Origin of the sequence: Streptococcus halotolerans (assembly GCF_001598035.1) — a bacterium.
In the GTDB taxonomy this organism is placed as follows: domain Bacteria; phylum Bacillota; class Bacilli; order Lactobacillales; family Streptococcaceae; genus Streptococcus; species Streptococcus halotolerans.
This window is the reverse complement of sequence record NZ_CP014835.1, coordinates 2047875-2074276: the sequence shown is the minus strand read 5'-3', so window position 1 is coordinate 2074276 and position 26402 is coordinate 2047875. Positions and strand designations below refer to the sequence as shown.

The window sequence follows — 26402 nt, the reverse complement described above, 5'->3', positions numbered from 1 at the left end:
GCTGGCGTGTATTACAAAACCTTCAATGAAGATAATCTCTTGTTCCATACTGTGTTTTAAGGCCATTAAAATAGCTTATGAAACTCTCAAAACATCTAAAGGATGAACTTTTATGGACCAATCTCTCGCAAAGGCATTTTAGACAGAACGTTTAACAATCTAGCTCACCATAAAGAAGATCGTTTAGCCATACCATTTGGTAGACCTAGTCTAGCCACAAATAAGCCAGTTCTTCTTTTAATCAAGTACCTTTTTTTTAAGCGAAACTACGCTAGATAGGCTTCTGCTACTGATATAGCCATTTGGGGCATGCCATACTTTTGAACCATTTTAGGAAGCGCCAACTAGCTTAATCTTTTATCTTTGGAATTGATTAATTCTTAGAATTCCTAAACAGTCAATTAAGCTATCAGACATCCTACTAGCAGGTTCTACTTTCTCCATTCGTCACAGTTCTCCCTAAATATAGTCTAGTTGCAATGTTTTGATGATGTTCACCTTGTCTTCATGTCTTATAGAGAAACTCGCCTGATAGCCATGGTTAGCAGTCGCTTCTAACAAGAACTTTCCTAATAAGCCGCTTCTTCTTACGATCTACATTGTCTTATTCCCAGACGTTCATAATCAATCTACCCCTTATTATTATTCTACCAAGCGAGTCAATCAGCGGTATCATTTGATTATAGTATAGCGTAATGACACATCAAACAGCATTAAGAAAATGGCATGACTTTCAGAGATAGTTAGCTTCGTTTTTAACAAAAAAATCTAAGCTAGCGCATTAACTAACTTAGACGTTATTTTATATTTTTTTGACTTTATTTTTGAAGGTCAACCAATCATCAATTTTAGCGGAAAATCTTGCCACTTGAAGGGTTTTAAAAAGCCAAATCCTCATTTTTTCAACTAAGATAGAGGCTAAGAAGATTAGGAAACTAACGCCTAATATTATCATTGGAAAGACCAGTGGAGACTGGTCCACAAAATTTTCTGCAAAATCACGCATGGCAAATTTAACAACTAAGGGATGCAGATGAACCAAATAAACACCAAAGGTTGCTGGTGCAAAGAACCTAATGAATTTGACTAATGGACTTGATGGTGAGATATTCAAATTAACAAATAGAACAAAGAGAGCTAGCGCTCCTAAAGTAATCGTTGGCGAGGTATACCAGTACCACTTCTCACTAACAGCATACTTCAAAATAAGGGTTGCTGCAATTGATAAAGCATAAATACCTATCAAGATGAGAGGTTTATTGTATTTTTTTAAGTCAATCCGTGCTAAAAAAGCTCCAACGACATAAAGCAAAACTAACCAGGTCATACTAAATCCTTTAGATAAAGAAAATTCCGAAACGCTGGTATCCAGTAATACCGGCAGTAATGAGAAGACCATAAAACCAGTCGCAATCATTTTACCTAGGTCCGACAACCCCATCCTCGGAAGAGCAATATTTAAGAATGGCATAGTCAACATCAGTCCAAAATAGGCGGTAACATACCAATATTGCCCCCTAATGACTGGGAAAAAAGCCCCCAACCAATCACTAGCTCCAATATCCTTACCTAAGAGAAGGAAAAATAAGGTGATACCGATGGAATAAAAAGCTACTTGAAGCCATAAATTAACCACTTTTGAATACTTAAAATGGGAGCGAAAACCAACATAGCCGCTAATCAAAGCGTAGCAATTCACAGCAACGTAGACACTGGCTTGAATAACCCATGTCTGTATGAAATGGAGGTCCACTGTACCAGCAACAGAATCGCGAACTCCTCCTTTACCTAGAACATGCGTCACAACAATCATAAACATGGCAAAAATCCTTAAAAAATCAATTCCTGCATTATAATTTCTCTTTTCCATGCCTTTATTTTAACATAATTCACCGAGCTAAGAGAAATCCTTGTTTTTGGGTTTACACCAACTCCTCTTTTGTGTATAATAACACCAACGGATAAGTAATATTGTCAAGTGTTCAGAAAGTCTGCGGTTGCTGTGAGCAGATCTCTTTGCTTTATGAAATTCTACCGTGTTATTACTATTGATATTAATTAAGTGCACAATCTGTGAAGTTGGATGGAACCGCGCAAACTAGCGCTCCAACGGCAAACAGATTGTGTTTTTTCTACCAAATAGGAGGTATTTATGTTAGATATTAAACGTATTCGCAACGACTTTGATGCTGTTGCAGAAAAATTAGCCACTCGTGGTGTTGCTGCTGAAACATTGACTGAATTAAAAGAACTCGATGCCAAACGTCGGCAACTCTTAACAAAGTCAGAAGAATTAAAAGCTGGACGTAACCTTGCTTCAGATAAAATTGCTCAAGCCAAACGCAATAAAGAGGACGCTTCTGAACAAATTGCTGCTATGCAAAAAGTATCCGCTGAAATTAAAGCTGTTGATAGTGAATTAGCCGATATTGACGAAAAGTTAACAGTCATTATAACAACCTTACCAAATACACCACATGATTCAGTACCCGTTGGAGCTGATGAAGAAGAGAACGTTGAGGTTCGTCGTTGGGGAACACCTCGTGACTTTGACTTCGAACCAAAAGCACACTGGGACCTTGGTGAAGACTTAGGCATTCTTGACTGGGAACGTGGGGCAAAAGTTACCGGAACTCGTTTCCTCTTCTACCGCAACTTAGGTGCTCGTTTAGAGCGTGCCCTCTATAACTTTATGTTAGATGAGCATGCTAAAGAAGGCTATCAAGAAGTCATTCCTCCATACATGGTTAATCATGACTCTATGTTTGGTACAGGACAATATCCAAAATTCAAAGAAGATACTTTCGAACTATCAGACACCCCATATGTCCTCATTCCTACGGCTGAAGTGCCCCTTACTAACTACTACCGCAATGAAATCATTGATGGGAAAGAATTGCCTATCAAGTTCACAGCTATGAGCCCATCATTCCGTTCAGAAGCTGGTTCAGCAGGTCGTGATACCCGTGGATTGATCCGTTTGCACCAATTCCACAAGGTTGAGATGGTAAAATTTGCCAAACCAGAAGAGTCATATGATGAATTGGAAAAAATGACTGCTAACGCTGAAAATATCCTAAAAAAACTCAACTTACCATATCGAGTTCTTGCTCTCTGTACTGGTGATATGGGCTTCTCAGCTGCTAAAACCTACGATTTAGAAGTTTGGATTCCAGCACAAAATGCCTACCGTGAAATTTCATCATGTTCAAACACTGAAGATTTCCAAGCACGTCGTGCCAAAATTCGTTACCGTGATGAAGCAGATGGCAAAGTAAAACTTCTCCACACTCTTAACGGTTCTGGACTTGCTGTCGGACGTACAGTTGCTGCAATTCTTGAAAACTATCAAAACGAAGATGGTTCTGTAACTATCCCTGAAGTGCTTCGTCCATACATGGGCGGCGCTGACGTCATCGCTCCACAATAATCAAAAAAACTGAGTTCAATAGGACTCAGTTTTTGCATGCTTCATAATAGGGATAAAGCTCTTGGAATGCTTCCACTAGTTGTGGTAATAATACTTCTAGTGACATGTCTGCCCTCATAGGAATATCTTTTTTGACCAAGACTTTTCTAACATCACCAGCTTCAAGGGACTCTTGTAACTTGCGTCTATTGGCTTCTGTTCCGTCTTCACGATGACTGTTACCATTAACTTGAACCAAGTAGTAAAGTGGTAATGCTATTGGAATGTCCAAAACTTTAGCTTGCTTCATCAGGGTTTGGTCTGATTTCTTTCGTTCAATAAAACTGACCTCAACCGAAACACCAAAATGATCCTGTTCACCATATAAACGAATAGCCATTGCGACATCATCTGGAGCATCATCATCACCAAAAAAGTAAGTCCAAAAATGTGGTCGAGCTACTTGAGCCTGATTAGCCCAATTGCTGACACGGTCTATCCGAAGGCCTGTCAGTTGATCCTCTAAAAGCTTAGATAAGGACATCATCTCAGCACGCGCAGCTTGTCCCTGAGACTTAAACGCCTCCATAGCAGCCGCTTCAGCTCCTGCCCTTTCTGGCTTGGTGTATTTAAGACCTTGATAAGATAAGTAATGATTTATTTGGGTAAACACAGGGCCTCCTTACTGTGGCAAGCTTATATTGAGCAATATTTTAACAAAAGATTAAGCACCTTTCCATGAAGACGTCTCTATCTAGTCGTGGAAAAACAAAAGATTTGGTCTCTCAAATATTTAATGAGAAAAGCTAGAATAGATGGCCTACTAAGCCATTAAGACTCTACTCTCTCCATACATAGCAACCGTTTTTTCTACCTAATAACCGATTTCTACCAGTTTATCATTTTTTAATTTTTCTGTACAGAACCATTGAGCAAGACTTGCTACCCTTTCTTTTGACAAGTCAAAGTAACTAAATGTCATATGCCACTTTCTACCAAAGTCCTTATGCTCCAACAACTATTACGCTTCTGAAGAGGTAACTATCCCTTAAAGGACAGTGAATTACAAAAACTGTCTGAGATTATGGCTTTTCTAGCCGAAGGCTTCCTCGATACTAAATCACTTAATACCTTGTTTCTAGCACTACCCTTCTTCCAAGAATGACACTCATATCCCATTATTTTTGCCGCTTAGTTAATGTCACTACTCCTTCCGTCTGTGCAGTGTGCGAGAGTGAGAGGGGGGGTGTGGACATTTTCAGCCTGAACCTTGAAACTTAAAAGCGAAGAGAGTCATTGTTTTCGAATTAACTTAACAACTGCCTCTGTCCGTGCGGTATGCTGGAGTGAAAGAGTTCTGCGGACACCTTAAGCCTGAGCCTTGAAACTTAAAAGCAAAAGAATCCTGTGGACATTTTCAGCCTGAGCCTTGAAACTTAAAAGCGAAGAGAGTCATTGTTTTCGAATTAACTTAACAACTGCCTCTGTCCTTGCTGTGTGCGGAAACATATCTACGCTTTGAATATAAGCCACATCATAAACTTTCGTCAACTGCACCAAATCACGCGCTAAGGTAGAGACGTTACAAGAGACGTAAACCATTTTATTCGGTTGATATTTGACGATGGTTTTGAGGAGAGCTTCATCTAAACCAGTCCGCGGTGGGTCCACAACAAGGGCGTCAGCTCGATAGCCATCACGATACCATTTAGGTATGATTTCTTCTGCTTTTCCTGCTTCGTAGTGGGTGTTGTCAAATCCCATGCGACGTGCGTTTTCTTTCGCATCTTCAATGGCTTCTGGGATAATATCCATACCGCGCACGCTTTTCACCTTATCCGCAAAGGCAAAACCAATTGTTCCAACACCACAGTAGGCATCTATCAAATGATCTTCAGGAGTCACATCAAGCGCTTTGACAGCTTCTCCATAAAGCACTTCCGTCTGCTCTGGATTCAGCTGATAGAAGGCTCTTGGGGATAACTGGAAACCATAATTGAGAACTTCTTCTTCAATGGCATCTTGCCCCCAAAGTATTTCGGTGTCTTGGCCGTAAATCTCACTGGATTTTGAAGTATTAAGATTAAAAGCGACTGTTTTTATCTGAGGATAAACTACAATCAAATCTTTAATGAGGGCAGTTAAATTAACCCACTTGCTAGCAATGAAGATGATTTGGACCTGATCAGTAGCTTCTGCCTTACGCACCATAACAGTCCTCACACCCTGGATTTTTCGTTCATTGTAAATGGGCACTTTGTGCTTGTCTAGAAGATTAGTAATTTTGTTAATGATTTCTTGCGTTAGCCTGTCTTGAACCAAACAATCTTCTAAAGCAACCAAACGATGGCTACCTTCTGCATAGAGTCCTGCTTTGACAGAACCACCAAACGAGCGGGTTTGAAACTGCAATTTAGCGCGATAGTGCTGCGGCTTATCCATACCCAAGGTCGGACGTATCTCATAGTTTTCATAACCTGCTGGTTTAAATTTCTTAAGAGCTTGTTTGAGTAAATCTACTTTGAAATCCAGCTGCTTATCATAGCGCAAGTGCATGATTTGACAGCCACCACAAGCCTCATAAATAGGACATTGGGGAATAACTCGGAATTTGGACTTTTTATTGATGTCCAAAATCTTTGCTTCGACAAAATTACGTTTAACCGAAGTGACCTGGCAAAAGACTTCCTCGCCTTTCAAGGCTCCACGTACAAAGACTAAGGTTTTCTTATAAAAGCCGATCCCTTCGCCATTGATACCCATACGTTTGATTTTCAATGGGATTCGTTGTCTAACTTGCAAAGCACTCACGGATGAAAAACAACTCCCTTCTCTTTCAATTTCTTAATCGTTGCCGGTCCAATTTTCGGAATCCCTAAGAATTCTGCTTCTGACCAATCTTCAATGTCAGAAATATATCTAATGCCTAAACTAGTTAAGGTCATTAATTGGGTACTGCTAAAAATGTCTAAATCATCAATCAGAGGTCCTTCATTGATTCCTAACATCTCTTTGATAGTAGCCATAATATAATGACTCGAAGGAATCAAAATAGCCAAAAAAGTACTTAGCGAAACATATACTGCCGACATAGTATTAGCTTGATAGTACGCTAAACTGCGCGCTTCCATAATATCTCCCATTGACATACCAGATCTGTTACAACATTCAAATAGCCCATCCACTCTGTCTACCCAATCAGCTAACATATCCTTAACAGAATCCTCTTTTCCTGCCAAAATGTTCGATATCATATAAGGGATGTCCATCATCAAGTCTCCCTGATGATAATCATTACTGAAATAAAATGCTTCCAAATCCTCATGGCGTGACATGAGCACGTAGACGGCCATGATTTCATAACGTGTTCCTAAGCCATCGTTTTCCTCAACTTGATTGATTTCAAGGAGATGGTCCAAGGCCTTTTGATAAAGACCATTTTGTTTGTAGACCAAAGCTAATTCCATCTTGTTTGACAGGTAAGGACGCTCTCTTAGATTAATCCAACCAACAGGTGAAGAAGCTAGCCAAGCGTCCCGTCCAGCAGCTTCTTTTTCCTCTAACTCCTTTAGAATTTGTAGATTCTCCCGAGACACTTTCGCCTCTTCTTCTTGCCATTCTTCTTCAAACGCCTGACCAAACGCCAAATCGTCATAAAGATCATCTAACTCTTCGTCAGAAAAGTCCGCCAACTCCTTTTTAAGAATCTCTTCAAAATCCTTTTCAGCTAGATAGTTACTAAAATCAACTATGTTATCTTTCTTTTTATCGGTCATGTTAGCTACTCGCTTTCAACTTGCTTTTGCTTCCATTTTACCATTTTTGTTATAATAAAAGCATGCAAAATCCTTGATTATCTCTAAAGATGGGTAAAATCACCGATACCTTAGCAATCAATCCCTCTGTCATTTGTCCTCTCCTCCAGGAGCTCCAGTGCTAAAAGTTGATTAGCAGATTCAAAAAATTAACACAAGAGATTCCATTGACGAAATGCTTTTATCCAGAGCTAAGGCAATTGCTTATATCAGTACAGATAAAAACGATCTCTTAACAAGAACTGCGATGGGTTCTGCTGAAACATCCTTTTAGACCAGCCTGAATCAGGCTATACGATTTTAGACAAAGCATTGCGACAACTGCATCCATTAAATCCTAACCATACCCACACGAACATCTTTTGGACACTTATCGCTAAGCACTCAAACAAAATGATCAAATGGTATCTGCTAGGATAAATCACTACTACCAATTTTTCATATCTCAGATTGAGAAGAAGCTTTTAAGCTAGTTGAAGAAAAAGGACACTTTTTAGAAACAAATGCTTTTATTCATGGCAATGCCTGACAGATATCATTTTAAAAGATATCCCATTCTTCATCGATTGTAGACTAGTTGGTTATAATAATGATAAGTCCATTGATATTTTTGGAGACTTTTGGTCTATGCACTATCATTCAGAAAAAAAAAATATTGAGAGTTTCCTAGACAATTATGGCAGAGAAAGGATTGCCTCGGATATACTAAGAATTATTGCTATCACAGAAGCTTTTGGAGATTAAAGATGAAAATCACAAAAATTGAAAAGAAAAAGCGTCTCTATCTGTTAGAACTTGATGAGACAGAGAAGCTCTATATTACTGAAGATACAATCGTTCGCTTTATGTTGAGTAAAGGTATGACGATTTCAGAGAAAGAACTTGACGAGATTCGTCAGTTTGCTCAATTTTCTTATGGAAAAAATCTGGCTCTTTATTTCCTTTCGTTCAAACAAAGAACAGAAAAAGAAGTTAGGGATTATCTCCATAAACATGAGATTGATTCGGCTATCATCCCCCAAGTGATTGATAATCTTAAAGCCGATAAATGGATCGATGATAAGCAGTTTGTAATGTCAACAGTTGAGCAAAATCTATCAAGTGGTGATAAGGGAAGTTTTGTGATCAAGCAGAAACTCAGGCAAAAAGGCATCTCTAGCACAACTATTGATAGCGTTATGTCAGATTATGACTTTACAGAGGTTGCTGAGCGCGTCGCGCAGAAACTGTTACGCAAGTATGATGGCAAACTAGCTTTTAAAGCCCTAAAAGACAAACTCAGCCAAAGCCTAACTAACAAAGGATTTTCCTACCAAGAAGCTAAACTCGCCATTGAAACGCTAGACTTAGAAAAGGATGAGGAAACTGAGGAAGAACTTATCTACCAAGAGTTGGAGAAACAATACCGAAAATACAGCCGAAAATATGATGGCTATGATCTAAACCAACGGTTAACTCAGGCGCTCGCTAGAAAAGGGTACGATTTTGATACCATTCGGTCAGCTTTAAGGGACTATTTGTAGTCACTTCCCATCTCAAAGTGATTTTTTCTGAAAATTATGATAGACTATTAAGGACAAAGAAATTGTAGAAAGATGATTGCCATGAAATTACCAAAAGAAGGCGACTTTATTACAATTCAAAGTTATAAACATGATGGTAGTTTGCACCGCACTTGGCGTGATACTATGGTACTCAAAACAACGGAAAATGCAATTATTGGTGTGAACGATCACACGCTTGTGACAGAGCATGATGGTCGTCGTTGGGTTACTCGCGAACCCGCCATTGTCTATTTCCACAAGAAGTATTGGTTCAATATCATTGCAATGATTCGAGATAATGGCATTTCTTATTATTGCAATCTTGCCAGTCCTTACGTTCTAGACCAGGAAGCTCTCAAATACATCGACTATGATTTAGACGTCAAAGTCTTTGCGGACGGAGAAAAAAAACTTCTGGATGTCGATGAATATGAAATTCATAAGCGAGAAATGCAGTATTCGTCTGATATTGATTTCATTCTAAAAAAGAATGTTAGAATTTTAGTGGATTGGATTAATAACCATAAAGGACCATTTTCACAGTCTTACGTTAATATCTGGTACAAACGCTATCTTGAGCTGAAGAAGCGTTAAAGTTGTCCTTAGGAGCTGGAGTATGGTCTTCAGCTCCTTCGCTTTTGCTTTTAGACCACGATCAAACAAATCCAACTGCTTAGAAAGGATACCAAATGGCCTTTGAAAAAACAAACGCTCGTTACGCGAGCTTCGGTGTTGCCACCAGTTTACCCAGCGAATTGATTGATACCTTATGGGATATTTTGGACAACTATTTAAAATCAGTTGTTCCTTTAGATAGTGTTCTCACCTTTAAACTTAAAAAATCTAACAAAGGCATGACCTATGAATACCATGATGCCAAAAGAAGGCTGATGATTGCTTTTGATTACAAGTATCTCTTTGATCCTTTTTTTCCTAAAAAGCTCTATATCGTGGATAATAATGGGCAACAAACTATCTTACTAGCCCATGAACTGAATCAGTTATAGTGAATAAAATCCAACAAGGTGAAGACAGTGATCTTTAGCCTGTTTTATCATCTTTAAAAAAGAAAAACTCTTAGCAAGGTCACTAAATCGACCTTGCTAAGAGTTTGTTTTAGTCACACTGACAGCTTCAGTTTCAATTTTGCTACCATTTAGAGGGACATCTATATTCTGAAAAATGTATTAGTCGTTACGACCAAAGATACGCAAAAGATTTAGGAACAAGTTAATGAAGTCCAAATATAGGCTAAGCGCCATTGAGATAGCCCACCCATTTTGAACATCACCGCCTGTTTGCTGGTAAACGCGCTTAATCATTTGATTATCGTAAGCAATCAAACCGGAGAAAATCAAAACAGAAACAATACTGATCAAGAAACTCATCGTCCCACTACCAATGAACAGGTTAACCAGACTGGCAATAATAATACCAATTAAGGCTGCTACAAGGGCCTTTGCCATGCCTGACAGGTCTTTTTTAATCGTTGCCCCGATGGCTGCCATAATAAAGAAAACAAGAGCAGAACTTACAAAGGCTTGAAGAACTGTTGTTTGAACGTATTGAACAATAATAAAACTGAGCGTAAAGCCGTTCAAGGCTGAATAGGTTAAAAAGAGGGGTAAGGCAGCTGGTGTATTTTTACGGGCTGCATTTGAGGCCAAGAAAACCAAAGCTAACTCTGCAAAGAAAGCACCATAGTAAACCCAAGAGTACTGAGTTATAATCGTGACAAGGTTAGCTTTAAATGGGTAAAGCATCAACCAAGAAACAAAGGCTGAAAGCCCAATACCAATACCAACAAGACTATAAATTTTCGTAAAGAAGGCTGATAAGCCACTCTGCGATTCTGTGTAAATGAGATTATCATTCATAACTAAAACTTCCTTTTCTAATTAACGATTGTGACTGCCCAAAAATTTACGGCTATAACGGATAGGCTTTCCAAAAGTACGGCGCATAGGGATAGTCGCTTCTTTAATAGCCCAGTATTTATCAACCATAGTCACAATATAAGATTCCTTATAACGCGGAAAGGCGATAGTGGCTCCCCACATATGCTTGAGGATAATATCCTCTTCTTTTTTATTTAAGGGTGTTAATTTTCTAGCATTACGAACGGCAATACGAGGATGAATCCAAGCATGACTTTTTTTAAATTTAGTCACGCGCCAATCATAATAAAAGAAATCATGGAGAAGACCGCCACGTGCCGTTGACTCTTTATCCCAACCAAGCTTTCGAGCAATTTTATAACTGGTATAAGCGACATTAATCGAATGTTCCATACGTGTGGAATGGTGATGTTGAACGATACCATCAAGTTTTTGGAAGCGTGGATGGTCAATCAAATGCCCAACCAACTCCATGAATTCAGCATCTTTTTCATATTTTTTCATCGAAATCACCTCTCTCTAGGCTATTATTATACCATATTGACTTAAAGCAAGCTAAAAATCACTATCCCAGCTGCTACGGCCACATTAAGACTTTCCGCCTGACCAGGCATATCAATGTGAATCAAATGATCAGCGATAAGACTGGTCTGCGGGCTAATGCCTTGCCCCTCATTTCCCATCACCAAGGCAAATTTATCGAAAGGCTTTAAAGTCTGATAATCGACCGACTTATCCGACAAAGTTGTCGCCAAAATGGGCAAATCAGCTGCCTTCATGTCATTGAAAACATCAGCCAAGGTCAAGCGAAAGATCGGTAAATGAAAATGACTGCCCTGCATGGAACGAAGTGTTTTAGGGTTATACAAATCAGCCGATTTATCTGACAAAATCACACCATCCAAACCAGCAGCATCTGCTGTTCGAACCATTGTCCCTAAATTGCCAGGATCTTGGACATCCTCTAAAACAAGATAACGCCCATCCTTGAAATCCGGCAAGGTCACTTGATCCAAAATGACTTCTGCAACAATCCCTTGTGGCGCTGGTGCATCAGAAATCTCCTTCAAAACGTCGCTTGAAACCAAAACCAATTCAGAACGCGGAGCTACCTTATCTGCCAAATCTTCCACAACAAAAATATGTCGGAATAAAACGCCCATTTTTTGAGCTTCTTCAAAGAGATGCCATCCCTCAATAAGATAAGAATCCTTACGGTGTTTTTTCTGTAACAGTTTTTTAGTCTTTTTAATGAGATTATTGGATTTTGAGGTTATAATAGTAGTCATAGAAGTATTATATCACAGACTAAAAGCGCAAATGGAGGAAAAACCATGAAAAAAGTACGAATGATTGTTTCTGGTCGTGTTCAAGGCGTTGGCTTTCGCTACTCAACTTACGCCTTAGCCAAAGAAATAGGAGGTATCAGAGGACGCGTTTGGAATAACGACGATGGAACCGTTGAAATTCTTGCACAATCCGATGATTCAACCAAGATAGCTAAATTCATCCAAGAAGTCCGCAAAGGGCCTTCTCGGATGAGTCGTGTCACCTATGTCGATGTACAGATGGGGCAATTCCAAGACTACACAGACTTCCGAATGGCTAATTAAAATTAGGGCTTCAGAAGTATTGAGAAAATCCTAAAAAAACTGTAAAATAGATGGGTATTACAAAATTAAAGGATATGAACTGTGAAAAAATCAACTAAAAAATTAATCCTCTCAGGAATGGCAGCATCGATGCTCGTCTTCCTATCTGGCTGTGTACGGACAGTTAATGGAAAACCAGCCGGTTTTATCTGGGATACCATTGGTAAACCCATGGAAAAAGTCATCCAATACTTTGCTAATGACTTAGGGCTTGGCTTTGGTCTTGGTATCATTGCTGTTACGATTATTGTTCGATTGTTAATTTTACCGCTCGGGCTATACCAATCGCAAAAAGCAGCTTATCAATCAGAAAAAATGGCCTTCTTAAAACCGTATCTTGGTCCTATTCAAGAACGGATGAAATCAGCCACAACACAGGAGGAAAAATTAGCGGCTCAAGCTGACTTTATGGCTGCTCAACGCCAATATGGTGTCAGCATGTTTGGTGGAATTGGATGTTTGCCACTGCTCATTCAAATGCCATTTTTCTCAGCCCTATACTTTGCCGCACGCTACACAAATGGTATCCAAGGCTCTCGCTTCCTATGGTTCTCTTTGGATAAACCTGACTTGCTGCTCACAGCTATCATCGTAGCACTCTATTTCTTCCAATCTTGGTTGTCCATGGCAACTGTTCCAGAAGAGCAACGAGCACAGATGAAGACAGCTATGTATTCAATGCCTCTTATGATGGCCTTCTTTGGTTTTTCATCACCAGCAGGGGTAACTCTATATTGGTTCGTTGGTGGTTTCTTCGCTATTGCTCAGCAATTGATCACCACTTATATCATCAAGCCTCGCTTGCGCAAAAAAGTAGAAGAAGAATTTGCCAAGAACCCTCCCAAAGCGTTTAAGTCAACTACGACAAGCCGTAAAGATGTTACACCAGCGGCTAAACCAGCACAAGGTGCTATCCAAACAAAATCAAAACGCAATGCTGGAAAACAGCGCAACCGTTAACCATTATAAAAGAGGCTGAACATATGATCAGCCTCCCAGATTGAAGACAATCATCAGTTTTGATGGTTGTCTTTTTCATATCTTAAGTTTTTTAATCCTCACAAACAATCTCAGTTCATAAACAACAAAATAGCTGTCATTCGATGAGCAACTCAGCAAAAACACTATTTAATGGCACTCACTTCTTTTAGAAGGAGTTATGGAGATGGTTAAGGATAATCATCGAGCGGGCTAATCCTAGCCATTCTCACACCATCCTGCGTGCCGTTTCGTTTGGCATACGGTGTTTAACGAGAGTACATAGCCTCCCACAACGCTCACTTCATAGAGTCGTCCTAGTTGTGCTATCCTCGATTTATGAACAATAGCCATCATTGATGCTTTCAGTCCACTGTCTTTTCAGACCAAGGTTGGAATAGTCCACTTCAACTTGACTGATACTGATTTAATTGTTCAGACCTTTGCCCCACTTCTTTTGCAGAAGCATCATCACTGCTACTGTGGTCTGCTGACTTCTCATGATTCCTTGCTAATGCTTCTTTGATGCTCATGAGACCTAACGAGATAAGTCATACCTCTCTCCTCGTTTACACTAAATATGAGGTCATTAAAAGCTTTAAGTGAAAAAAGGAATGCTGACGAAGAGTTCAAAGACTCTAGAAAGAATTATTTTTTTCATGCAGACCTTGCTCCGAATTCAATTGCTCTTCTGATTGACACATATGGGTTACGACTGCCTATTGGGACGTTAGCGTTTGGAGGCTCTTCATCTGCTCAAGCGCCTTGATATCACCTTTCTGTTCGTAGGGCTACGATTTCGCTATCCCTTCCTCTGACGGTTTCAGTTTCTAGTGTCAGACTTAAATCAATCTATCCTCAGACGGTTTTAATCCGCTACAGCACGATAGACAAGCCTGAGAGTAGCTATATTGGGTTCATTGGTAACAGGTATCTACGGAGAACTTCCACCTCCAATGTACGACATAGCCGTCGTACGACAAAAAAGAATCGACACTTGTTCAGTATGTCAATTCTTTTTGATCATTATTTGTTACCTTCTGTTTTTTCAACGCTGATGATTTCTACTTGGTAGCTTCCTGCTGGTGAGTCAATAGCAACCTTGTCACCTTTATTTTTACCAATAAGTGCTTGACCAATGGGACTGTCATTTGAGATTTTCCCAGAGAAGATATCAGCACCAGCTGAACCAACAATGTGATAAGTGTCTTTGTCACTTGTTCCCACTTCTTGGACGACCACGGTTTTACCAATAGCTACTTCGTCTTTATCAACAGCATCGCTATCAATAATCTCAGCATTACGAATTTGGTTTTCCAAGGTTGAAATTTCACCTTCGACAAAGGCCTGTTCGTCCTTAGCTGCATCATACTCAGAGTTTTCTGAAAGGTCACCGTAGGAGCGAGCAATTTTGATCCGTTCGACAACTTCTGGACGACGAACTAATTTCAGTTCTTCTAATTCTTTTTCAAGCTTTTCTTTTTCAGTCTGAGTCATTGGAAATGTTTTTTCTGACATGTTTTTATCTCTTTTCTATTCTTTTTATCAAATGAATATGATGTGGTAAAACCACATCATACTAGTTTACTCATTGGAATTGTTTCTATTTGTCTAAATGCGCATTAACGTATTTAGAAACATTAGCTTCATGAGTGGCATAATCCTCTGCATAGTAAACCTCACCAGTTGTGACATCGGCCACAAAGTAGAGATTATTGCTATCAGCAGGATTTACAGTAGCTTCAATCGCAGATAATCCCGGACTATCCACCGGTCCCGGCATCAAGCCAGGATTTTCATAGATATTATACGGAGAATTAATCTTGGTGTCAATAGTAGCATCTTCGCGAAGAGTTGTTTCCTGACCAAGTTTACCCATGGCATACAAGATCGCAATATTACTTTGTAAGGGCATCTGAGCACTCAAACGGTTATAAAAGACACTAGCAATCTGACGACGATCGTCGTCCGTTGACCCTTCTTTTTCAACCAAGGAAGCTAAGGTCAAAATGTCATTGACGGTGTGCCCTTTTGCAGCAATCTGGTCATAATAGGGTGCTAAATTAGAATGCATTGTCGCCAACATTTGATCAACAATCTCTTCAAGTGTCGAGTCTTCATAGTAATTATAGGTTGCTGGGAATAAGTAACCTTCCAATTGGTACCTTGCTTTGTCCGCAGAAGGGATGTCTTTCAAAAGTTCTGGGTACTTCTTAACCATTTTATCAATGAAGTCCCTGTTCTTCATTAAATCTAAGAAATCTTTTTCAGAATAAGGTGTCTTGCTGACTTTTTTGGTATTGACGTTAGTGGTCACAGCTTTGGCAATTTGGTCAATTGTGAAACCTTCTGTCACCAATATTTTTCCAGAAACAGGTTCTTGAGGTTCTGACGTTCCTCCTTCTTTCAAGGCATCAATAATCTCCTGAACAGTCATATTTTTTTGAAGATTGTAGTAGCCGCTTTGAAGTTCAGAAACATTTTTAAAGCGCGTATAGTAGTTGAAAATAGAAGCATTTTTTACTAAACCATTTTCTTCCAAAATTTGACCAATTAATTTATTACCAGATCCTTCAGGAATTTGGACAGTGACAAATTTTTTAGAATCTGAATCAACAGCCCCAAGTGAACTGGAGACGTAACGATAGCCTAAAAATGCTGTTAGTAGGGCAACAACTAGGATAATAGTCACTAGAATACCAGTAATCTTAGCAGCAATCTTATGATTTTTCTTTTTTCTATTCATCGGTGATTGTTTTACCTCAGTAATGGATTCTTTGGCTTCTATTTCAGCAACAACAGCTTCATTCTGTTCTTCCAAACGTTCACTAACTTTTTCTTCAGTCACAGTTTGAGAAGCCGCTGTTGCCTCCTTAATCCTATTTTCTGCCGTTGATGGAACAACAGAAGATAATAAGGAATCGCTAGAAGAGCTAGTCTCTTGTGTCGTTTCCGAAGCTGTTTGCGATGGCTTTGATAGAGAAGCTGATGCAACTTCTTTTGTCAGCATTTCTGAAGATGAGTGACTATCGCTTGGTAATCTTTGAGTCTTTGTCTTACCATCAAGGGAATCAACTAAGTGACGATGATTAGTCGTCTCCGTCGCTTCAGCACTTGTAGCTGAGGCTTGACTATCTTCGCCTAGATGATAATCTCCCCTCTCGGAAGATAAAGACATTTGAGAGGGTGTTTCTGACGATTCAAGAGGCGATTTAATAGCTTCTTGAATCAAAAATTCCTGCTCAATTGGCTTTTGTTGCACATTTTTTTGATTCTGACTGTTTATTTCTTGTTCACTTTGAACACGGTCTAATTCCGTTTTACGAGCGGCTTTAGCTGCTTGGCGAGCCTTTACATTTTGTCGATGCTCCTTGGCCAAGCGGGCTTCCTCTCGCTCTTTTTGACGTCTAGCCATTTCAGCTTGACGTTCTTCTTCATCTTTTCGCTTAGCCTCTTCTTCTTGAAGTTGACGTTTACGATTGGCTTCTTCTTTTAATTCTCGCAAAATGCGTTCTTTAAAATTGTCTGAGCCAACAGAGGAAGAGTTGTCATCGTCTTTAAAATCAGTCAAAGCTGATCCTCCTATATCATAATCAATCGCCATTATATCTTAAAAACCTTGGAAAAGCAATGATTATAAAGGGTTGTCACCTATTTTTAACATTACTTCCTAGGATTTTCCCAGACCATATTATACCAGAGAGCACCACCATGTTCTGATTCAGATTCCCCCTCATCAATAAAGCCATTCTTTTCATAATAGGAAATCAAATAATCATGGCAGGTTAAGCTGATGCCTTGTCGGTTTTGGGCAACTGATAGGTCTTTTAAGGCTGCTATCAGAGCTGTACCAACGCCTTGTTCTTGATATTTTTTGGAAACAGATAAGCTGGTAACAACAATAAACCCACCTGTTTTAGAATTTTCCCTAACCTTATGAAATAAATCATCTGTTAGGTAACGTTGTGGCACTGCTGGTCCTTCGATATAACCAGCAATCTCATCATTGATAACAGCCACCAGGAAGGTGTCTGAAATACGTTCGATTCTTTCCTTTATGACCTCAGGTCTTGTGGCTTCTTCTACTGAGAAATTTTGAGATTCGATAGCAGAAATCGTATGCCAATCTGCTATGTCTACATGTCTAATTTCCATTAGGTCTCCTTATCAAAAAAGAGTAGAGGAAGCCCCTAAAGATCAGTTGGCTCTTCTACCCTATCCTTTGAAGTCAACAGCTAGAACATTTCTGTGTTTTACCAATGACACAGTTGTTCCGCTGATACTATTGATTATTTTCTGTCAAGTTAGATAAGAGTTCTTCAAAAGAACGTTCATAAAGTTGTATATCTCCAGCACCCATGAAGACATAAACAGCATTGTCATGATCAAGGAGTGGGGACACATTTTCAACAGTAATCACTTGTGCTGGTTTGTGGATGCGATTGGCCAAATCCTCAACTTTGACATCTCCACGATCAACCTCACGCGCTGAACCATAAATTTGTGCTAGATACACTGCATCTGCTTCATTTAAAGCTGCTGCAAACTCATCTAGCAAAGCGATAGTACGTGTAAAGGTATGCGGTTGAAAAATGGCAACAATTTCTTTAGATGGGTATTTTTGACGAGCCGCATCCAAGGTTGCCATAATTTCGGTAGGATGATGGGCAAAGTCATCAATAACAATAGTCTCATTAATCTTTTTCTCAGTAAAGCGACGCTTAACGCCTGAGAAAGTCTTAAGATGCTCTGCAACAAGACCCATATCAAATCCTGCAACAAAAAGATTAGCGATAACAGCTGTCGCATTTAGGATATTATGGCGTCCAAATGCTGGGACATGGAAATGCCCAATCGCTTTACCATCATGCATCACGGTAAACTCAGAACCATTGATGGTTCGGGTGATGTCTGTTGCATAAAAATCATTTGACTCATCAAAGCCATAATAGTAAATCCTGGCAGGAGAGGTGATACGACGAAGGTACTCATCTTCTCCAAAGACAAAAAGAGCTTTTTTAGCTTGTTTGGCATAAGTATCAAAAGCATCAAAAACATCATCAATACCGGTAAAATAATCTGGGTGATCAAAATCGATATTAGTGATGATAGAGTAATCTGGGTGATAGGGCATGAAATGACGCTCATATTCATCCGACTCAAAAACAAAGTACTGACTCGACGCTGAACCACGTCCGGTACCATCACCAATCAAAAACGATGTGTCAGTGATGTTTTTCATAACATGAGCTAAAAGACCTGTTGTTGACGTCTTACCATGTGCTCCTGCTACACCAAAACTGGTGAATTGCTTCATGAATTCTCCAAGAAACTCGTGATAACGTTTAAATGAATAACCCGACTCAATCACTTTAGCCATTTCAACATTATTATCTTGACGAAAAGCGTTACCAGCAACCAGCTCCATATCTGACGTGATATTTTCCTCAGAGAAAGGAAGAATCGGAATTCCAGCCTGTTCTAATCCACGTTGTGTAAAGTAATATTTATCAACATCAGACCCCTGAACCTTATGGCCCATTTGATGTAACATCAATGCAAGTGCGCTCATCCCTGAGCCCTTAATTCCGATAAAATGATAGGTTTTTGACATGCTAACTCCTTAATCCTCAAAACGGGTCAAATTTAACTCTTGAGCAATCTGACGTTCTCGTTTTTCTTGCCTTTCTTGGTGATTATATATTTGACTACGTTTTAAAAAGTCAAATGTGTTTTTCTTGGGTTTCGAATCTCTTTGATTGTCAGGTTGGTTGTAAACTTTTGGTAAATCCACCAAAATATAGGAATCTTGGTGTAGTTTTTTAGAAAAAACAGATAATTCAGAGGTATGCTCTGACGCTGTCTTTTTCTGAGTACCCTTAGATGTTAAGCCCTTTTGCATGGGTTGCTTAGTAAAGGATGTCTTTTTTTGATAGCTAGGCACTTCTCTCTTCAGACTTGTTCGAGGAGAGAGCGTCGCAGCAGTCTTAAATGACTTGCTTGGCTGCTTTGCACGCTGTAATTCATGATTAACATAAAACTGTCTCTTTTGTCGCAAATCATTTTTAGCTTCTTCACGTGCCTGTTCAGCATACGTTTGTGTCTTGTCTAAAGATTCAGGTGCCCTTGATTGATCAGATTCTGTTTCCTGATTAGTCTTACGAACAAACTGACTGTTAGGTGTTACATCGGAATAGTCCTTATCATAATAGGTCCCATTGATATTGGTAATAAGATCATCATTATCATATAGACGCATCTCTGTAGGTTGTCCGATAACAGGTTCGTCATCAGGGATTAGGGGAAACGTACGTCTTCTGGAACTCATTGGCTCACTTCCTTTCTGTAACAGTCCTATTATAAACTAAAGGGCTCACTTTTTCAAAGTTATCTGTCAACACCTATTCCAAGAATTTCTTTGATGTCTTCAATCGTCATGTTTGCTCTTGTTTCGTTGCCATCCAAGACCGTTGTGACAAGGTTTCTCTTATTGTCTTGCATTTCTAAAATCTTCTCTTCAATCGTCCCGCGTGTAATCAAACGATAGACTTCGACATTTTCTTGTTGACCAATCCGATGGGCTCGGCTAATCGCCTGCATTTCAACGGCAGGATTCCACCATAAATCAATCAGAACAACCGTGTCAGCTCCTGTCAGATTGAGCCCTACTCCCCCTGCTTTTAAGGAAATCAAAAAAGCATCTTTCGACCCCGCATTAAAAGCACGGGTCATTTCTTGGCGTTGATTGGCTGGGGTTGAACCAGTTATTTTATAGGTACTTAGCCCTAGCTTATCTAATTCTGCCTCTGCAATATCTAGCATGCCTCTAAATTGTGAGAAAATCAAAGCGCGGTGACCGTTTTCCTTAATTTGAAGGAGGAGGTCTCGCAAGCTATCTAATTTTCCACTGTTTCCAGCATAATCCATAAAGAGACTTGGGGTGTCACAAATTTGCCGTAATCTGGTGATACCAGATAAAATCTCAATTTTTTGTCGATTAATCTCTGAATCACTCGACTGGTTAATACGCTCCTGCATTTGACGAAGCTGGGCGAGGTAAATGGCTTTTTGACTCTCAGCCAACTCATTTGGATAAGTGATTTCAATCAAATCAGGTAACTCTGGTAAAACGTCCTCTTTCTTTCTCCGAAGGACAAAAGGCTTAATATACCTAGACACTTGATTGGCATCTAATTTTAAGAAGGCTTTCTGGTTTGGCAAAAGACCAGGTAAAACAATTTGAAAAATAGACCAAATTTCTAGCAGTTTATTTTCAATAGGAGTTCCCGAGAGAGCAAAAACATTCTTAACATCAAACTGCCTTAAATAATGAGCTATCTTGGTTTGGGCGTTTTTCATGACCTGTGCTTCATCTAAAATCAGATAATCATAGGCGCGCCCTTGATACTCCTTGAAATCCTGACGGAAAGAACTATAACTAGTAATCGTCACTTGATGATTGTTAGCAATGATCTGATCACGCACTGACTTTAAGCCATAAGAGACTGCCACATCAATCTGCGGCGCAAACTTATTGAATTCCTCCTGCCAATTGTAAATCAGGCTAGAAGGTGCCAAAATCAAAGAATGAGCGTCTTTGCTCAACCGGCTAGTCAAAAAAGCTATGGTTTGAAGGGTTTTACCGAGTCCCATGTCATCAGCTAAAATGCCACCAAATCCATAATGATCCAGCATTGATAGCCACTGGATACCTCTCAGCTGGTAATCCCGTAAATCAGCTTTTACGGACAATTCAGGCAACTCAAATGCTTCTGGGTGGCGTAAATCTCTAGCCAAGTTCTGGAAATCCTGAGAAAAGCTTACTTGTTCTGAATTCGTGAAGGTTTCTGATAACTGGAAGGCTGCCGTGCTGTTCAACTGCACATGCCCATTTTGGAAGGTTTTTGCCCGCAGTTTCTCTAGTGCCTGACTGATTTTTTGTGTCTCTTGATCAAAGACAACCATTTTCCCAGACTGAGCCATAAAATAGGTCTGATTATCAAAGAGGGCTTGAAGAGCTCGATCGACATCCTCTTCACCTAATTGTGTGAAATCAAAAGACACATCCAAAAGACCGCCCTTACGTTCTACTCTAACCTTAGGACGCTCTACCACTCTCATAGCTTCCAAACGGTCTGAAAGATTAATAGCCCCCAATTGGCGAAACTGAGGTAGACTGATTTGAAAGAATGGAACCAAATCGTGACTCGATAAAAGCAGCTTCTCACCTCTTAGATCAAAACCAAAACCTTCTGTTTCAATCAGTTGAAACAGATCAGCTTCCTTCTTGTAATGGACAGCAAAAGGCAGGTCTTTGAGTTGGGCTCTCGTCGTAACCTCAGTCTCCTTAAACTGCAGGGTTGTTTGCAAGGCAAGACGATTGTCATCATGCCAATCAAAAGCAAAAAGCACTTTAAAATCTCTTTGCTGGAAAGTTTTAGGAGCTTTGACCTTACCGATAAGCTCAAAATCTAAGAGACTAGCCGCCAGTTTGTCTTGATCATCCAAATCAAAATGCAGATGCTTTACTAAATCCTCAGCAATAGGCAAGGTTTTTAAAGCACTAACTAACTTCTGTTGTTTGCGGTCCAGATAATAAAAATGTCCACTAACAAAGAGATATTGATGATCAAAATAAGCCTGATGGCTTTTCTCCTTGACTTTAAGTTCGATGACCTTTTGATGCACCTCAACCTCAAATTCAAACAGATGATGCTCTGGCTGAAGGTAAGTGACATCAATACTATGATAGGTTTTTAAACCAACTTCTAAACTAAAATAGTCTAGCTGGTTTAAGAGGAGCAATCCTTCTTCAAAGAAACCTGACGGAACTAGAAGATGCCGATTATGATTAGGAAATAAAAAGGCTAAGTCTTGTTGAGACGTATCTGGTGTCAGGCGCCACAAAAATTCAATGAGTTGTTGACTGGCGTCGTCAAATTGACCAAATGATAATGGTTCATAGTAGTTTTTTCCAATTTGATAAAAGGATTCTTTTTTAACGATGTTGAGAAAACTTTTGATATCACGGATAACATAACTTCTTTGATCAGGTAGTCGACGAATTCGAAGTGTCCACCAGATATCATTAGAATACGGGCTTTGCTGACCCTCAGCACCGAGGCTAAAAGCTGTCTCAGTATTGTCGTTCATTTGAAGTGTGTCTAAAAATAAACTGCCAAATGACTGCCTTTCAGTAACTTCTTCGGCTACATCTGTTCCTTCTTCCAGTTCTTCTACTAATTCTCTGCCTTGCGTATCATTTTTCAAAAAATGTTCAACCGCTGCCAAATGCTCACAATAAGCTTTTTCACGGAAAAAAGCGCATTGACAGACAACTTCCTCATCATTTAATGAATATTGGATAGCAATTCCATCAACGCTGGCCTGCAACAAGGTCCCTTTTTGAGAAATAATCGAAATCACACCCGCTTCATAAAGAGCAATGCCTTGATTACGGATACGACCTGGAATTAATTTTGCCATAAATGTTTCACCCTCTCATGCCAATTAACATTAAGTTGCTCATTTGATATGGATTCTTTAGCTAAGGCTGGCATTATCTATCCCTTTATTATAACAAAAAGGCTAGCATTTGGCTTATGATAATGACTGTTAAGGCTGTTGAAGGCAAAAGAAAAGGCTCTATAATTTCTGTAGTGGGTAAATTCTTCTCGGAGATTATGGAGTCTTTTTGAATATAGCAAAAAAGTCCCATATGACTTATAATGAAAAGCGACTAAACCACTCATTAGAAAGACTCATATGGAACAACTAGATTATATCAAAGATTCGCTCGACATTAAAGACCCTAACATCACTTTTGAAAAGACATTTGACAAGTTCTTCACTCACAGAGAGTATCATGCCAAGTTAGATTATGATCCCCCTCAATGCTCTGTTTGTCAAGGAAAAATGACAAAGTACGATTTCCAAAAGCCTTGCAAAATTCCCTATCTGGAAATGGCGGGTTGTAAAGTACTGATTCGTCTCAAAAAGCGTCGCTTCAAATGTCAAGCGTGTGGGAAAATGGCTGTTGCTAAGACCTCTCTGGTCAGAGAAAATCACCAGATTCCCAACATCATTAACCACAAAATCACCGACAAACTCATGAGTCGTGAGGCAATGACAAAAATCTCTGAAGACCTGTCTGTCTCTGTGTCAACCGTCTATCGGCAGCTCAACCGCTTTGAGTGCAAGACCGATTTAACCTGGTTACCCGAGAACATGTCCTGGGATGAGTATGCTTTTAAGAAGGGAAAGATGAGCTTTATTGCCCAAGATTTCGATGCTAACAAGATTATCGCTATCCTTGATGGTCGGACGCAAGCTGTCATCAGAAATCATTTTTTGCGGTATTCTCACAAGGTGCGCAGTCGTGTTAAAGTCATCACCATGGATATGTTTAGTCCCTACTATGACATCGCTAAGACACTGTTTCCTAAGGCGAAGATTGTTCTCGATAGGTTCCACATTATTCAACATTTATCTCGCGCTATGAACCGTCTCCGTATCCAAATCATGAACCAATTTGAGCGTCAATCTCACGAATATAAGGCCTTGAAACGTTACTGGAAACTCATCCAACAAGATAGTCGTAACCTAAACGATAAACGGTTTTATCGTCCAACTTTTCGCATGCACTTGACCAATCAAGAGATTGTGCAACGTCTTTTGAGCTACTCTGATGAGCTACGTCACCACTATGAACTCTTCCAATGCCTTCTCTTTCATTTCCAAGAAAAGCAGGAGAAACACTTCTTTGAACTCATTTCTGATACCATCAAACAAGTCCATCCCATCTTCAAGACCGTCTTATCAACCTTTCTAAAAGACAAGGAAAAGATTATCAACGCCCTGAAACTACCTTATTCCAATGCCAAACTAGAGGCGACCAACAACCTTATTAAAGTCATTAAGCGAAATGCTTTTGGCTTTAGGAACTTCGAAAACTTCAAAAAACGGATTTATCTTGCTTTGAATACAACAAAAGAGAAGACCAAACTGGTCCTCTCTCGGTGTTAACTATAAGTCAACCCACTACAGTTGACAAAGAGCCAAAGAAAAGACCTCTAAGGTCCTTTCAGCTAAAAGTGGCAGCTTCTTAACCATTTGCCTCGCTGCTAAAGCAGATTCTCACAATACCATCGTAAATGACAGGACAAAAGGTCCCAAACAGGGCTTACTAACTGTCTAGGATATCATCGTGACTTCCCCAAATCACTAACTCTCGGAGGGCTTTCGTCAACTCTTCTTTTTGTTTTCTTGTCATCTTTTTCATTTTAGCATTATGCCCATCAACAGTCCCAACGTGTATGCGAACCTCACCGGCTTCATTAATCGCTACTAAGAAAGGAACTGAAACATTTTCTTGTTTGACTTGGTCCTGATAAAAGCTTTTAAGCGTTTGACTGTCTTTTTGACTGTATTGTTTGTCATGAATATCCACAGCAAATGCGGTCGTCTCTTCCTCTTTTAAGACGCGCTCTAAGACTGGGACTAACTCCTGACACCAAGGACATTCTGGAAAACCATAATAATATATCCCAGCTTGCCTAGAGGTCATTTTCGACAATGTTTCACTACCATCCGCAGCTATCAGTGACTCAGTGTTAGTGGCGTCATCAAGAGACTGCTTTTGTTGCACAATAGGTGGAGCTACTAGATGATACATGAGATATATCAGACCAAGTCCTAATACAAAAATCCCGACTAAAGATAGTTTTTTCATAATCTTCCTAAAAAGCGACCTAGGCCGCTTCTTTCTATATCATTAGCTACGTTTACGTGTTATAAGTTGAATAGGCGTTCCTTCAAATCCAAAGGCTGCACGAATTTGATTTTCCAAGAAACGTAGATAAGAGAAGTGCATCAACTCTTCTTCGTTGACAAAAATAACGAAAGTTGGTGGTTTAACGGCTACCTGTGTTCCATAGAAAATCTTGAGACGTTTTCCTTTATCAGTTGGCGTTGGATTGATGGCAATAGCATCCATGATAACGTCATTAAGCACAGCTGATGGGATACGACGATTTTGACTTTCACTGATCTGTTTTACCATTTCAGGTAATTTGTAAAGGCGTTGTTTCGTCTGCGCTGAAACAAAGATAATTGGTGCATAGCTTAAGAACTGGAAGTTATCTCTAACATCTGCTTCCCATTGACTGACCGTATGGTTATCTTTTTTGATGGTATCCCATTTATTCACAACGATAATAATCCCCTTACCAGCCTCATGAGCAAAACCAGCAATACGCTTATCATAATCACGAATGCCTTCTTCAGCATTGATAACCATTAAAACAACATCTGAGCGGTCAATCGCACGCATCGAACGCATGACAGAATATTTCTCGGTATTTTCGTAAATCTTACCTGATTTACGCATACCAGCAGTATCAATCATGGTGTATTCTTGACCTTCGCTGTCTGTAAAATTGGTATCAATCGCATCACGAGTCGTTCCTGCAACTGGACTAGCAATCACGCGTTCTTCACCTAAAATAGCATTGATCAGACTTGATTTCCCGACATTAGGACGGCCAATCAAACTAAATTTGATAATATCTGGATTGTCTTCCTCATGTTCAGTCGGAAGATTTTCCACAATAGCATCCAAAACATCACCCGTACCAATACCGTGAACAGATGAGACAGGATAAGGATCGCCCAAGCCAAGTGTGTAGAAATCATAGATTTCCGCACGCATTTCAGGGTTATCGACCTTATTAACAGCTAGAATAACTGGTTTATTTGTTTTGTAAAGGATGCGCGCAACATATTCATCCGCATCGGTTACACCTTCTTTAGCTGATACGACGAACACAATAACATCGGCTTCCGTCATGGCAATGTCAGCTTGGTGTTTGATTTGCTCCATGAAAGGAGCATCCACATCATCAATACCACCGGTATCAATCAAAGAGAATTGGCGATTAAGCCACTCTGCGCTAGTATAAATACGATCACGTGTTACACCTTCTACATCTTCCACAATGGAAATGCGTTCTCCAGCAACACGATTAAATAACGTCGATTTCCCAACATTGGGACGTCCGACAATAGCAACTGTTGGTAAGGACATAATGTCTCCTTATCTTATTTTT

The 26402-nt window shown here is 39.6% G+C and carries 22 protein-coding genes; 7 read left to right on the top strand and 15 right to left on the bottom strand.

Annotated features, from left to right (window positions below; all coding sequences use genetic code 11):
* Positions 1 to 802 precede the first annotated feature (802 nt).
* On the bottom strand, positions 803 to 1870 hold the full coding sequence (locus A2G56_RS09495) for an acyltransferase (RefSeq protein ID WP_062711987.1): 1068 nt from the start codon (positions 1868 to 1870) through the stop codon (positions 803 to 805).
* Positions 1871 to 2152: 282 nt separating this feature from the next.
* Between A2G56_RS09495 and serS the strand changes: the two genes are divergently transcribed.
* Positions 2153 to 3430 carry a serine--tRNA ligase gene (serS, locus tag A2G56_RS09490; protein WP_062711984.1) on the top strand — a complete coding sequence of 426 codons (1278 nt, stop codon included), beginning with the start codon at positions 2153 to 2155 and terminating at the stop codon, positions 3428 to 3430.
* Between the two features lie 25 nt (positions 3431 to 3455).
* Here serS and A2G56_RS09485 read toward each other — a convergent pair whose 3' ends face one another.
* The 3 genes from A2G56_RS09485 to A2G56_RS09475 all read right to left on the bottom strand — a co-directional run bounded on the left by A2G56_RS09485 (position 3456) and on the right by A2G56_RS09475 (position 7185).
* Complete coding sequence (locus A2G56_RS09485; RefSeq protein WP_062711981.1) at positions 3456 to 4082, bottom strand: hypothetical protein; 627 nt, start codon at positions 4080 to 4082, stop codon at positions 3456 to 3458.
* A gap of 779 nt (positions 4083 to 4861) precedes the next feature.
* Positions 4862 to 6172 (bottom strand): 23S rRNA (uracil(1939)-C(5))-methyltransferase RlmD, encoded by a 1311-nt coding sequence (rlmD, locus tag A2G56_RS09480; RefSeq protein ID WP_062712562.1) that lies wholly within the window; start codon positions 6170 to 6172, stop codon positions 4862 to 4864.
* A gap of 44 nt (positions 6173 to 6216) precedes the next feature.
* Positions 6217 to 7185 carry a hypothetical protein gene (locus tag A2G56_RS09475; protein WP_062711980.1) on the bottom strand — a complete coding sequence of 323 codons (969 nt, stop codon included), beginning with the start codon at positions 7183 to 7185 and terminating at the stop codon, positions 6217 to 6219.
* Between the two features lie 785 nt (positions 7186 to 7970).
* Between A2G56_RS09475 and recX the strand changes: the two genes are divergently transcribed.
* From recX to A2G56_RS09460, 3 genes are all read left to right on the top strand, one after another.
* Complete coding sequence (gene recX, locus A2G56_RS09470) at positions 7971 to 8747, top strand: recombination regulator RecX (protein WP_062711978.1); 777 nt, start codon at positions 7971 to 7973, stop codon at positions 8745 to 8747.
* Between the two features lie 81 nt (positions 8748 to 8828).
* The gene (gene ntdP / locus A2G56_RS09465) at positions 8829 to 9362 is read left to right on the top strand and encodes a nucleoside tri-diphosphate phosphatase (protein ID WP_062712559.1); all 534 of its coding nucleotides are present in this window, start codon (positions 8829 to 8831) and stop codon (positions 9360 to 9362) included.
* A gap of 95 nt (positions 9363 to 9457) precedes the next feature.
* Positions 9458 to 9775 carry a DUF960 domain-containing protein gene (locus tag A2G56_RS09460; RefSeq protein WP_062711976.1) on the top strand — a complete coding sequence of 106 codons (318 nt, stop codon included), beginning with the start codon at positions 9458 to 9460 and terminating at the stop codon, positions 9773 to 9775.
* A 180-nt stretch (positions 9776 to 9955) separates the two neighbouring features.
* On the opposite strand, the gene A2G56_RS09455 is transcribed toward A2G56_RS09460, so the two are convergent.
* Genes A2G56_RS09455 through A2G56_RS09445 form a run of 3 tightly spaced genes read right to left on the bottom strand, consistent with a single transcriptional unit; the run spans position 9956 to position 11955 of the window.
* Complete coding sequence (locus A2G56_RS09455; protein WP_062711974.1) at positions 9956 to 10645, bottom strand: Bax inhibitor-1/YccA family protein; 690 nt, start codon at positions 10643 to 10645, stop codon at positions 9956 to 9958.
* A 21-nt stretch (positions 10646 to 10666) separates the two neighbouring features.
* Positions 10667 to 11170: an HD domain-containing protein gene (locus A2G56_RS09450; RefSeq protein WP_062711972.1), complete on the bottom strand. Its 504-nt coding sequence runs from the start codon at positions 11168 to 11170 to the stop codon at positions 10667 to 10669.
* 41 nt (positions 11171 to 11211) lie between these two features.
* Entirely contained in the window at positions 11212 to 11955 is a 744-nt protein-coding gene (locus tag A2G56_RS09445) for a TrmH family RNA methyltransferase (protein WP_062711969.1), read from the bottom strand.
* Between the two features lie 45 nt (positions 11956 to 12000).
* Between A2G56_RS09445 and A2G56_RS09440 the strand changes: the two genes are divergently transcribed.
* Entirely contained in the window at positions 12001 to 12279 is a 279-nt protein-coding gene (locus A2G56_RS09440) for an acylphosphatase (RefSeq protein ID WP_062711966.1), read from the top strand.
* 81 nt (positions 12280 to 12360) lie between these two features.
* A complete protein-coding gene (yidC, locus tag A2G56_RS09435; protein ID WP_082785138.1) occupies positions 12361 to 13278 on the top strand; it encodes a membrane protein insertase YidC in 918 nt (305 codons plus the stop codon).
* A gap of 1044 nt (positions 13279 to 14322) precedes the next feature.
* Here the strand turns inward: yidC and greA are convergent.
* The 6 genes from greA to A2G56_RS09400 all read right to left on the bottom strand — a co-directional run bounded on the left by greA (position 14323) and on the right by A2G56_RS09400 (position 22782).
* Positions 14323 to 14814 (bottom strand): transcription elongation factor GreA, encoded by a 492-nt coding sequence (gene greA, locus A2G56_RS09425; RefSeq protein ID WP_062711961.1) that lies wholly within the window; start codon positions 14812 to 14814, stop codon positions 14323 to 14325.
* An 85-nt stretch (positions 14815 to 14899) separates the two neighbouring features.
* Positions 14900 to 16867, bottom strand: a complete 1968-nt coding sequence (gene mltG, locus A2G56_RS09420) for an endolytic transglycosylase MltG (protein ID WP_062712553.1) — start codon at positions 16865 to 16867, stop codon at positions 14900 to 14902.
* Positions 16868 to 16959: 92 nt separating this feature from the next.
* The gene (locus tag A2G56_RS09415) at positions 16960 to 17451 is read right to left on the bottom strand and encodes a GNAT family N-acetyltransferase (protein ID WP_062711958.1); all 492 of its coding nucleotides are present in this window, start codon (positions 17449 to 17451) and stop codon (positions 16960 to 16962) included.
* A 127-nt stretch (positions 17452 to 17578) separates the two neighbouring features.
* Entirely contained in the window at positions 17579 to 18910 is a 1332-nt protein-coding gene (gene murC / locus A2G56_RS09410) for a UDP-N-acetylmuramate--L-alanine ligase (protein ID WP_062711954.1), read from the bottom strand.
* 9 nt (positions 18911 to 18919) lie between these two features.
* Positions 18920 to 19624 (bottom strand): divisome accessory protein ZapJ, encoded by a 705-nt coding sequence (locus A2G56_RS09405; protein WP_062711951.1) that lies wholly within the window; start codon positions 19622 to 19624, stop codon positions 18920 to 18922.
* Positions 19625 to 19683: 59 nt separating this feature from the next.
* The gene (locus tag A2G56_RS09400; RefSeq protein WP_062711948.1) at positions 19684 to 22782 is read right to left on the bottom strand and encodes a pilus expression-regulating Snf2 family helicase; all 3099 of its coding nucleotides are present in this window, start codon (positions 22780 to 22782) and stop codon (positions 19684 to 19686) included.
* Between the two features lie 279 nt (positions 22783 to 23061).
* On the opposite strand from A2G56_RS09400, the gene A2G56_RS09395 reads away from it, so the two are divergent.
* Positions 23062 to 24321 (top strand): ISL3 family transposase, encoded by a 1260-nt coding sequence (locus tag A2G56_RS09395; protein WP_062707495.1) that lies wholly within the window; start codon positions 23062 to 23064, stop codon positions 24319 to 24321.
* A gap of 160 nt (positions 24322 to 24481) precedes the next feature.
* Here A2G56_RS09395 and A2G56_RS09390 read toward each other — a convergent pair whose 3' ends face one another.
* Both A2G56_RS09390 and der read right to left on the bottom strand, forming a co-directional pair.
* A complete protein-coding gene (locus A2G56_RS09390; RefSeq protein WP_062711945.1) occupies positions 24482 to 25027 on the bottom strand; it encodes a hypothetical protein in 546 nt (181 codons plus the stop codon).
* Between the two features lie 42 nt (positions 25028 to 25069).
* Positions 25070 to 26380: a ribosome biogenesis GTPase Der gene (der, locus tag A2G56_RS09385; RefSeq protein ID WP_062711942.1), complete on the bottom strand. Its 1311-nt coding sequence runs from the start codon at positions 26378 to 26380 to the stop codon at positions 25070 to 25072.
* Positions 26381 to 26402 lie beyond the last annotated feature (22 nt).

What these genes read in the sequence shown, in the direction of transcription:
- recX (WP_062711978.1), top strand. Translation starts at nt 7,971, where the DNA reads ATGAAAATCACAAAAATTGAAAAGAAAAAGCGTCTCTATCTGTTAGAA.
- A2G56_RS09445 (WP_062711969.1), bottom strand. Translation starts at nt 11,955, where the DNA reads ATGACTACTATTATAACCTCAAAATCCAATAATCTCATTAAAAAGACT.
- A2G56_RS09415 (WP_062711958.1), bottom strand. Translation starts at nt 17,451, where the DNA reads ATGGAAATTAGACATGTAGACATAGCAGATTGGCATACGATTTCTGCT.
- rlmD (WP_062712562.1), bottom strand. Translation starts at nt 6,172, where the DNA reads ATGGGTATCAATGGCGAAGGGATCGGCTTTTATAAGAAAACCTTAGTC.
- A2G56_RS09450 (WP_062711972.1), bottom strand. Translation starts at nt 11,170, where the DNA reads ATGAAAAAATATGAAAAAGATGCTGAATTCATGGAGTTGGTTGGGCAT.
- ntdP (WP_062712559.1), top strand. Translation starts at nt 8,829, where the DNA reads ATGAAATTACCAAAAGAAGGCGACTTTATTACAATTCAAAGTTATAAA.
- A2G56_RS09390 (WP_062711945.1), bottom strand. Translation starts at nt 25,027, where the DNA reads ATGAAAAAACTATCTTTAGTCGGGATTTTTGTATTAGGACTTGGTCTG.
- A2G56_RS09460 (WP_062711976.1), top strand. Translation starts at nt 9,458, where the DNA reads ATGGCCTTTGAAAAAACAAACGCTCGTTACGCGAGCTTCGGTGTTGCC.
- A2G56_RS09495 (WP_062711987.1), bottom strand. Translation starts at nt 1,870, where the DNA reads ATGGAAAAGAGAAATTATAATGCAGGAATTGATTTTTTAAGGATTTTT.
- murC (WP_062711954.1), bottom strand. Translation starts at nt 18,910, where the DNA reads ATGTCAAAAACCTATCATTTTATCGGAATTAAGGGCTCAGGGATGAGC.
- serS (WP_062711984.1), top strand. Translation starts at nt 2,153, where the DNA reads ATGTTAGATATTAAACGTATTCGCAACGACTTTGATGCTGTTGCAGAA.
- A2G56_RS09440 (WP_062711966.1), top strand. Translation starts at nt 12,001, where the DNA reads ATGAAAAAAGTACGAATGATTGTTTCTGGTCGTGTTCAAGGCGTTGGC.
- A2G56_RS09405 (WP_062711951.1), bottom strand. Translation starts at nt 19,624, where the DNA reads ATGAGTTCCAGAAGACGTACGTTTCCCCTAATCCCTGATGACGAACCT.
- der (WP_062711942.1), bottom strand. Translation starts at nt 26,380, where the DNA reads ATGTCCTTACCAACAGTTGCTATTGTCGGACGTCCCAATGTTGGGAAA.
- A2G56_RS09455 (WP_062711974.1), bottom strand. Translation starts at nt 10,645, where the DNA reads ATGAATGATAATCTCATTTACACAGAATCGCAGAGTGGCTTATCAGCC.
- A2G56_RS09400 (WP_062711948.1), bottom strand. Translation starts at nt 22,782, where the DNA reads ATGGCAAAATTAATTCCAGGTCGTATCCGTAATCAAGGCATTGCTCTT.
- A2G56_RS09475 (WP_062711980.1), bottom strand. Translation starts at nt 7,185, where the DNA reads ATGACCGATAAAAAGAAAGATAACATAGTTGATTTTAGTAACTATCTA.
- A2G56_RS09395 (WP_062707495.1), top strand. Translation starts at nt 23,062, where the DNA reads ATGGAACAACTAGATTATATCAAAGATTCGCTCGACATTAAAGACCCT.
- greA (WP_062711961.1), bottom strand. Translation starts at nt 14,814, where the DNA reads ATGTCAGAAAAAACATTTCCAATGACTCAGACTGAAAAAGAAAAGCTT.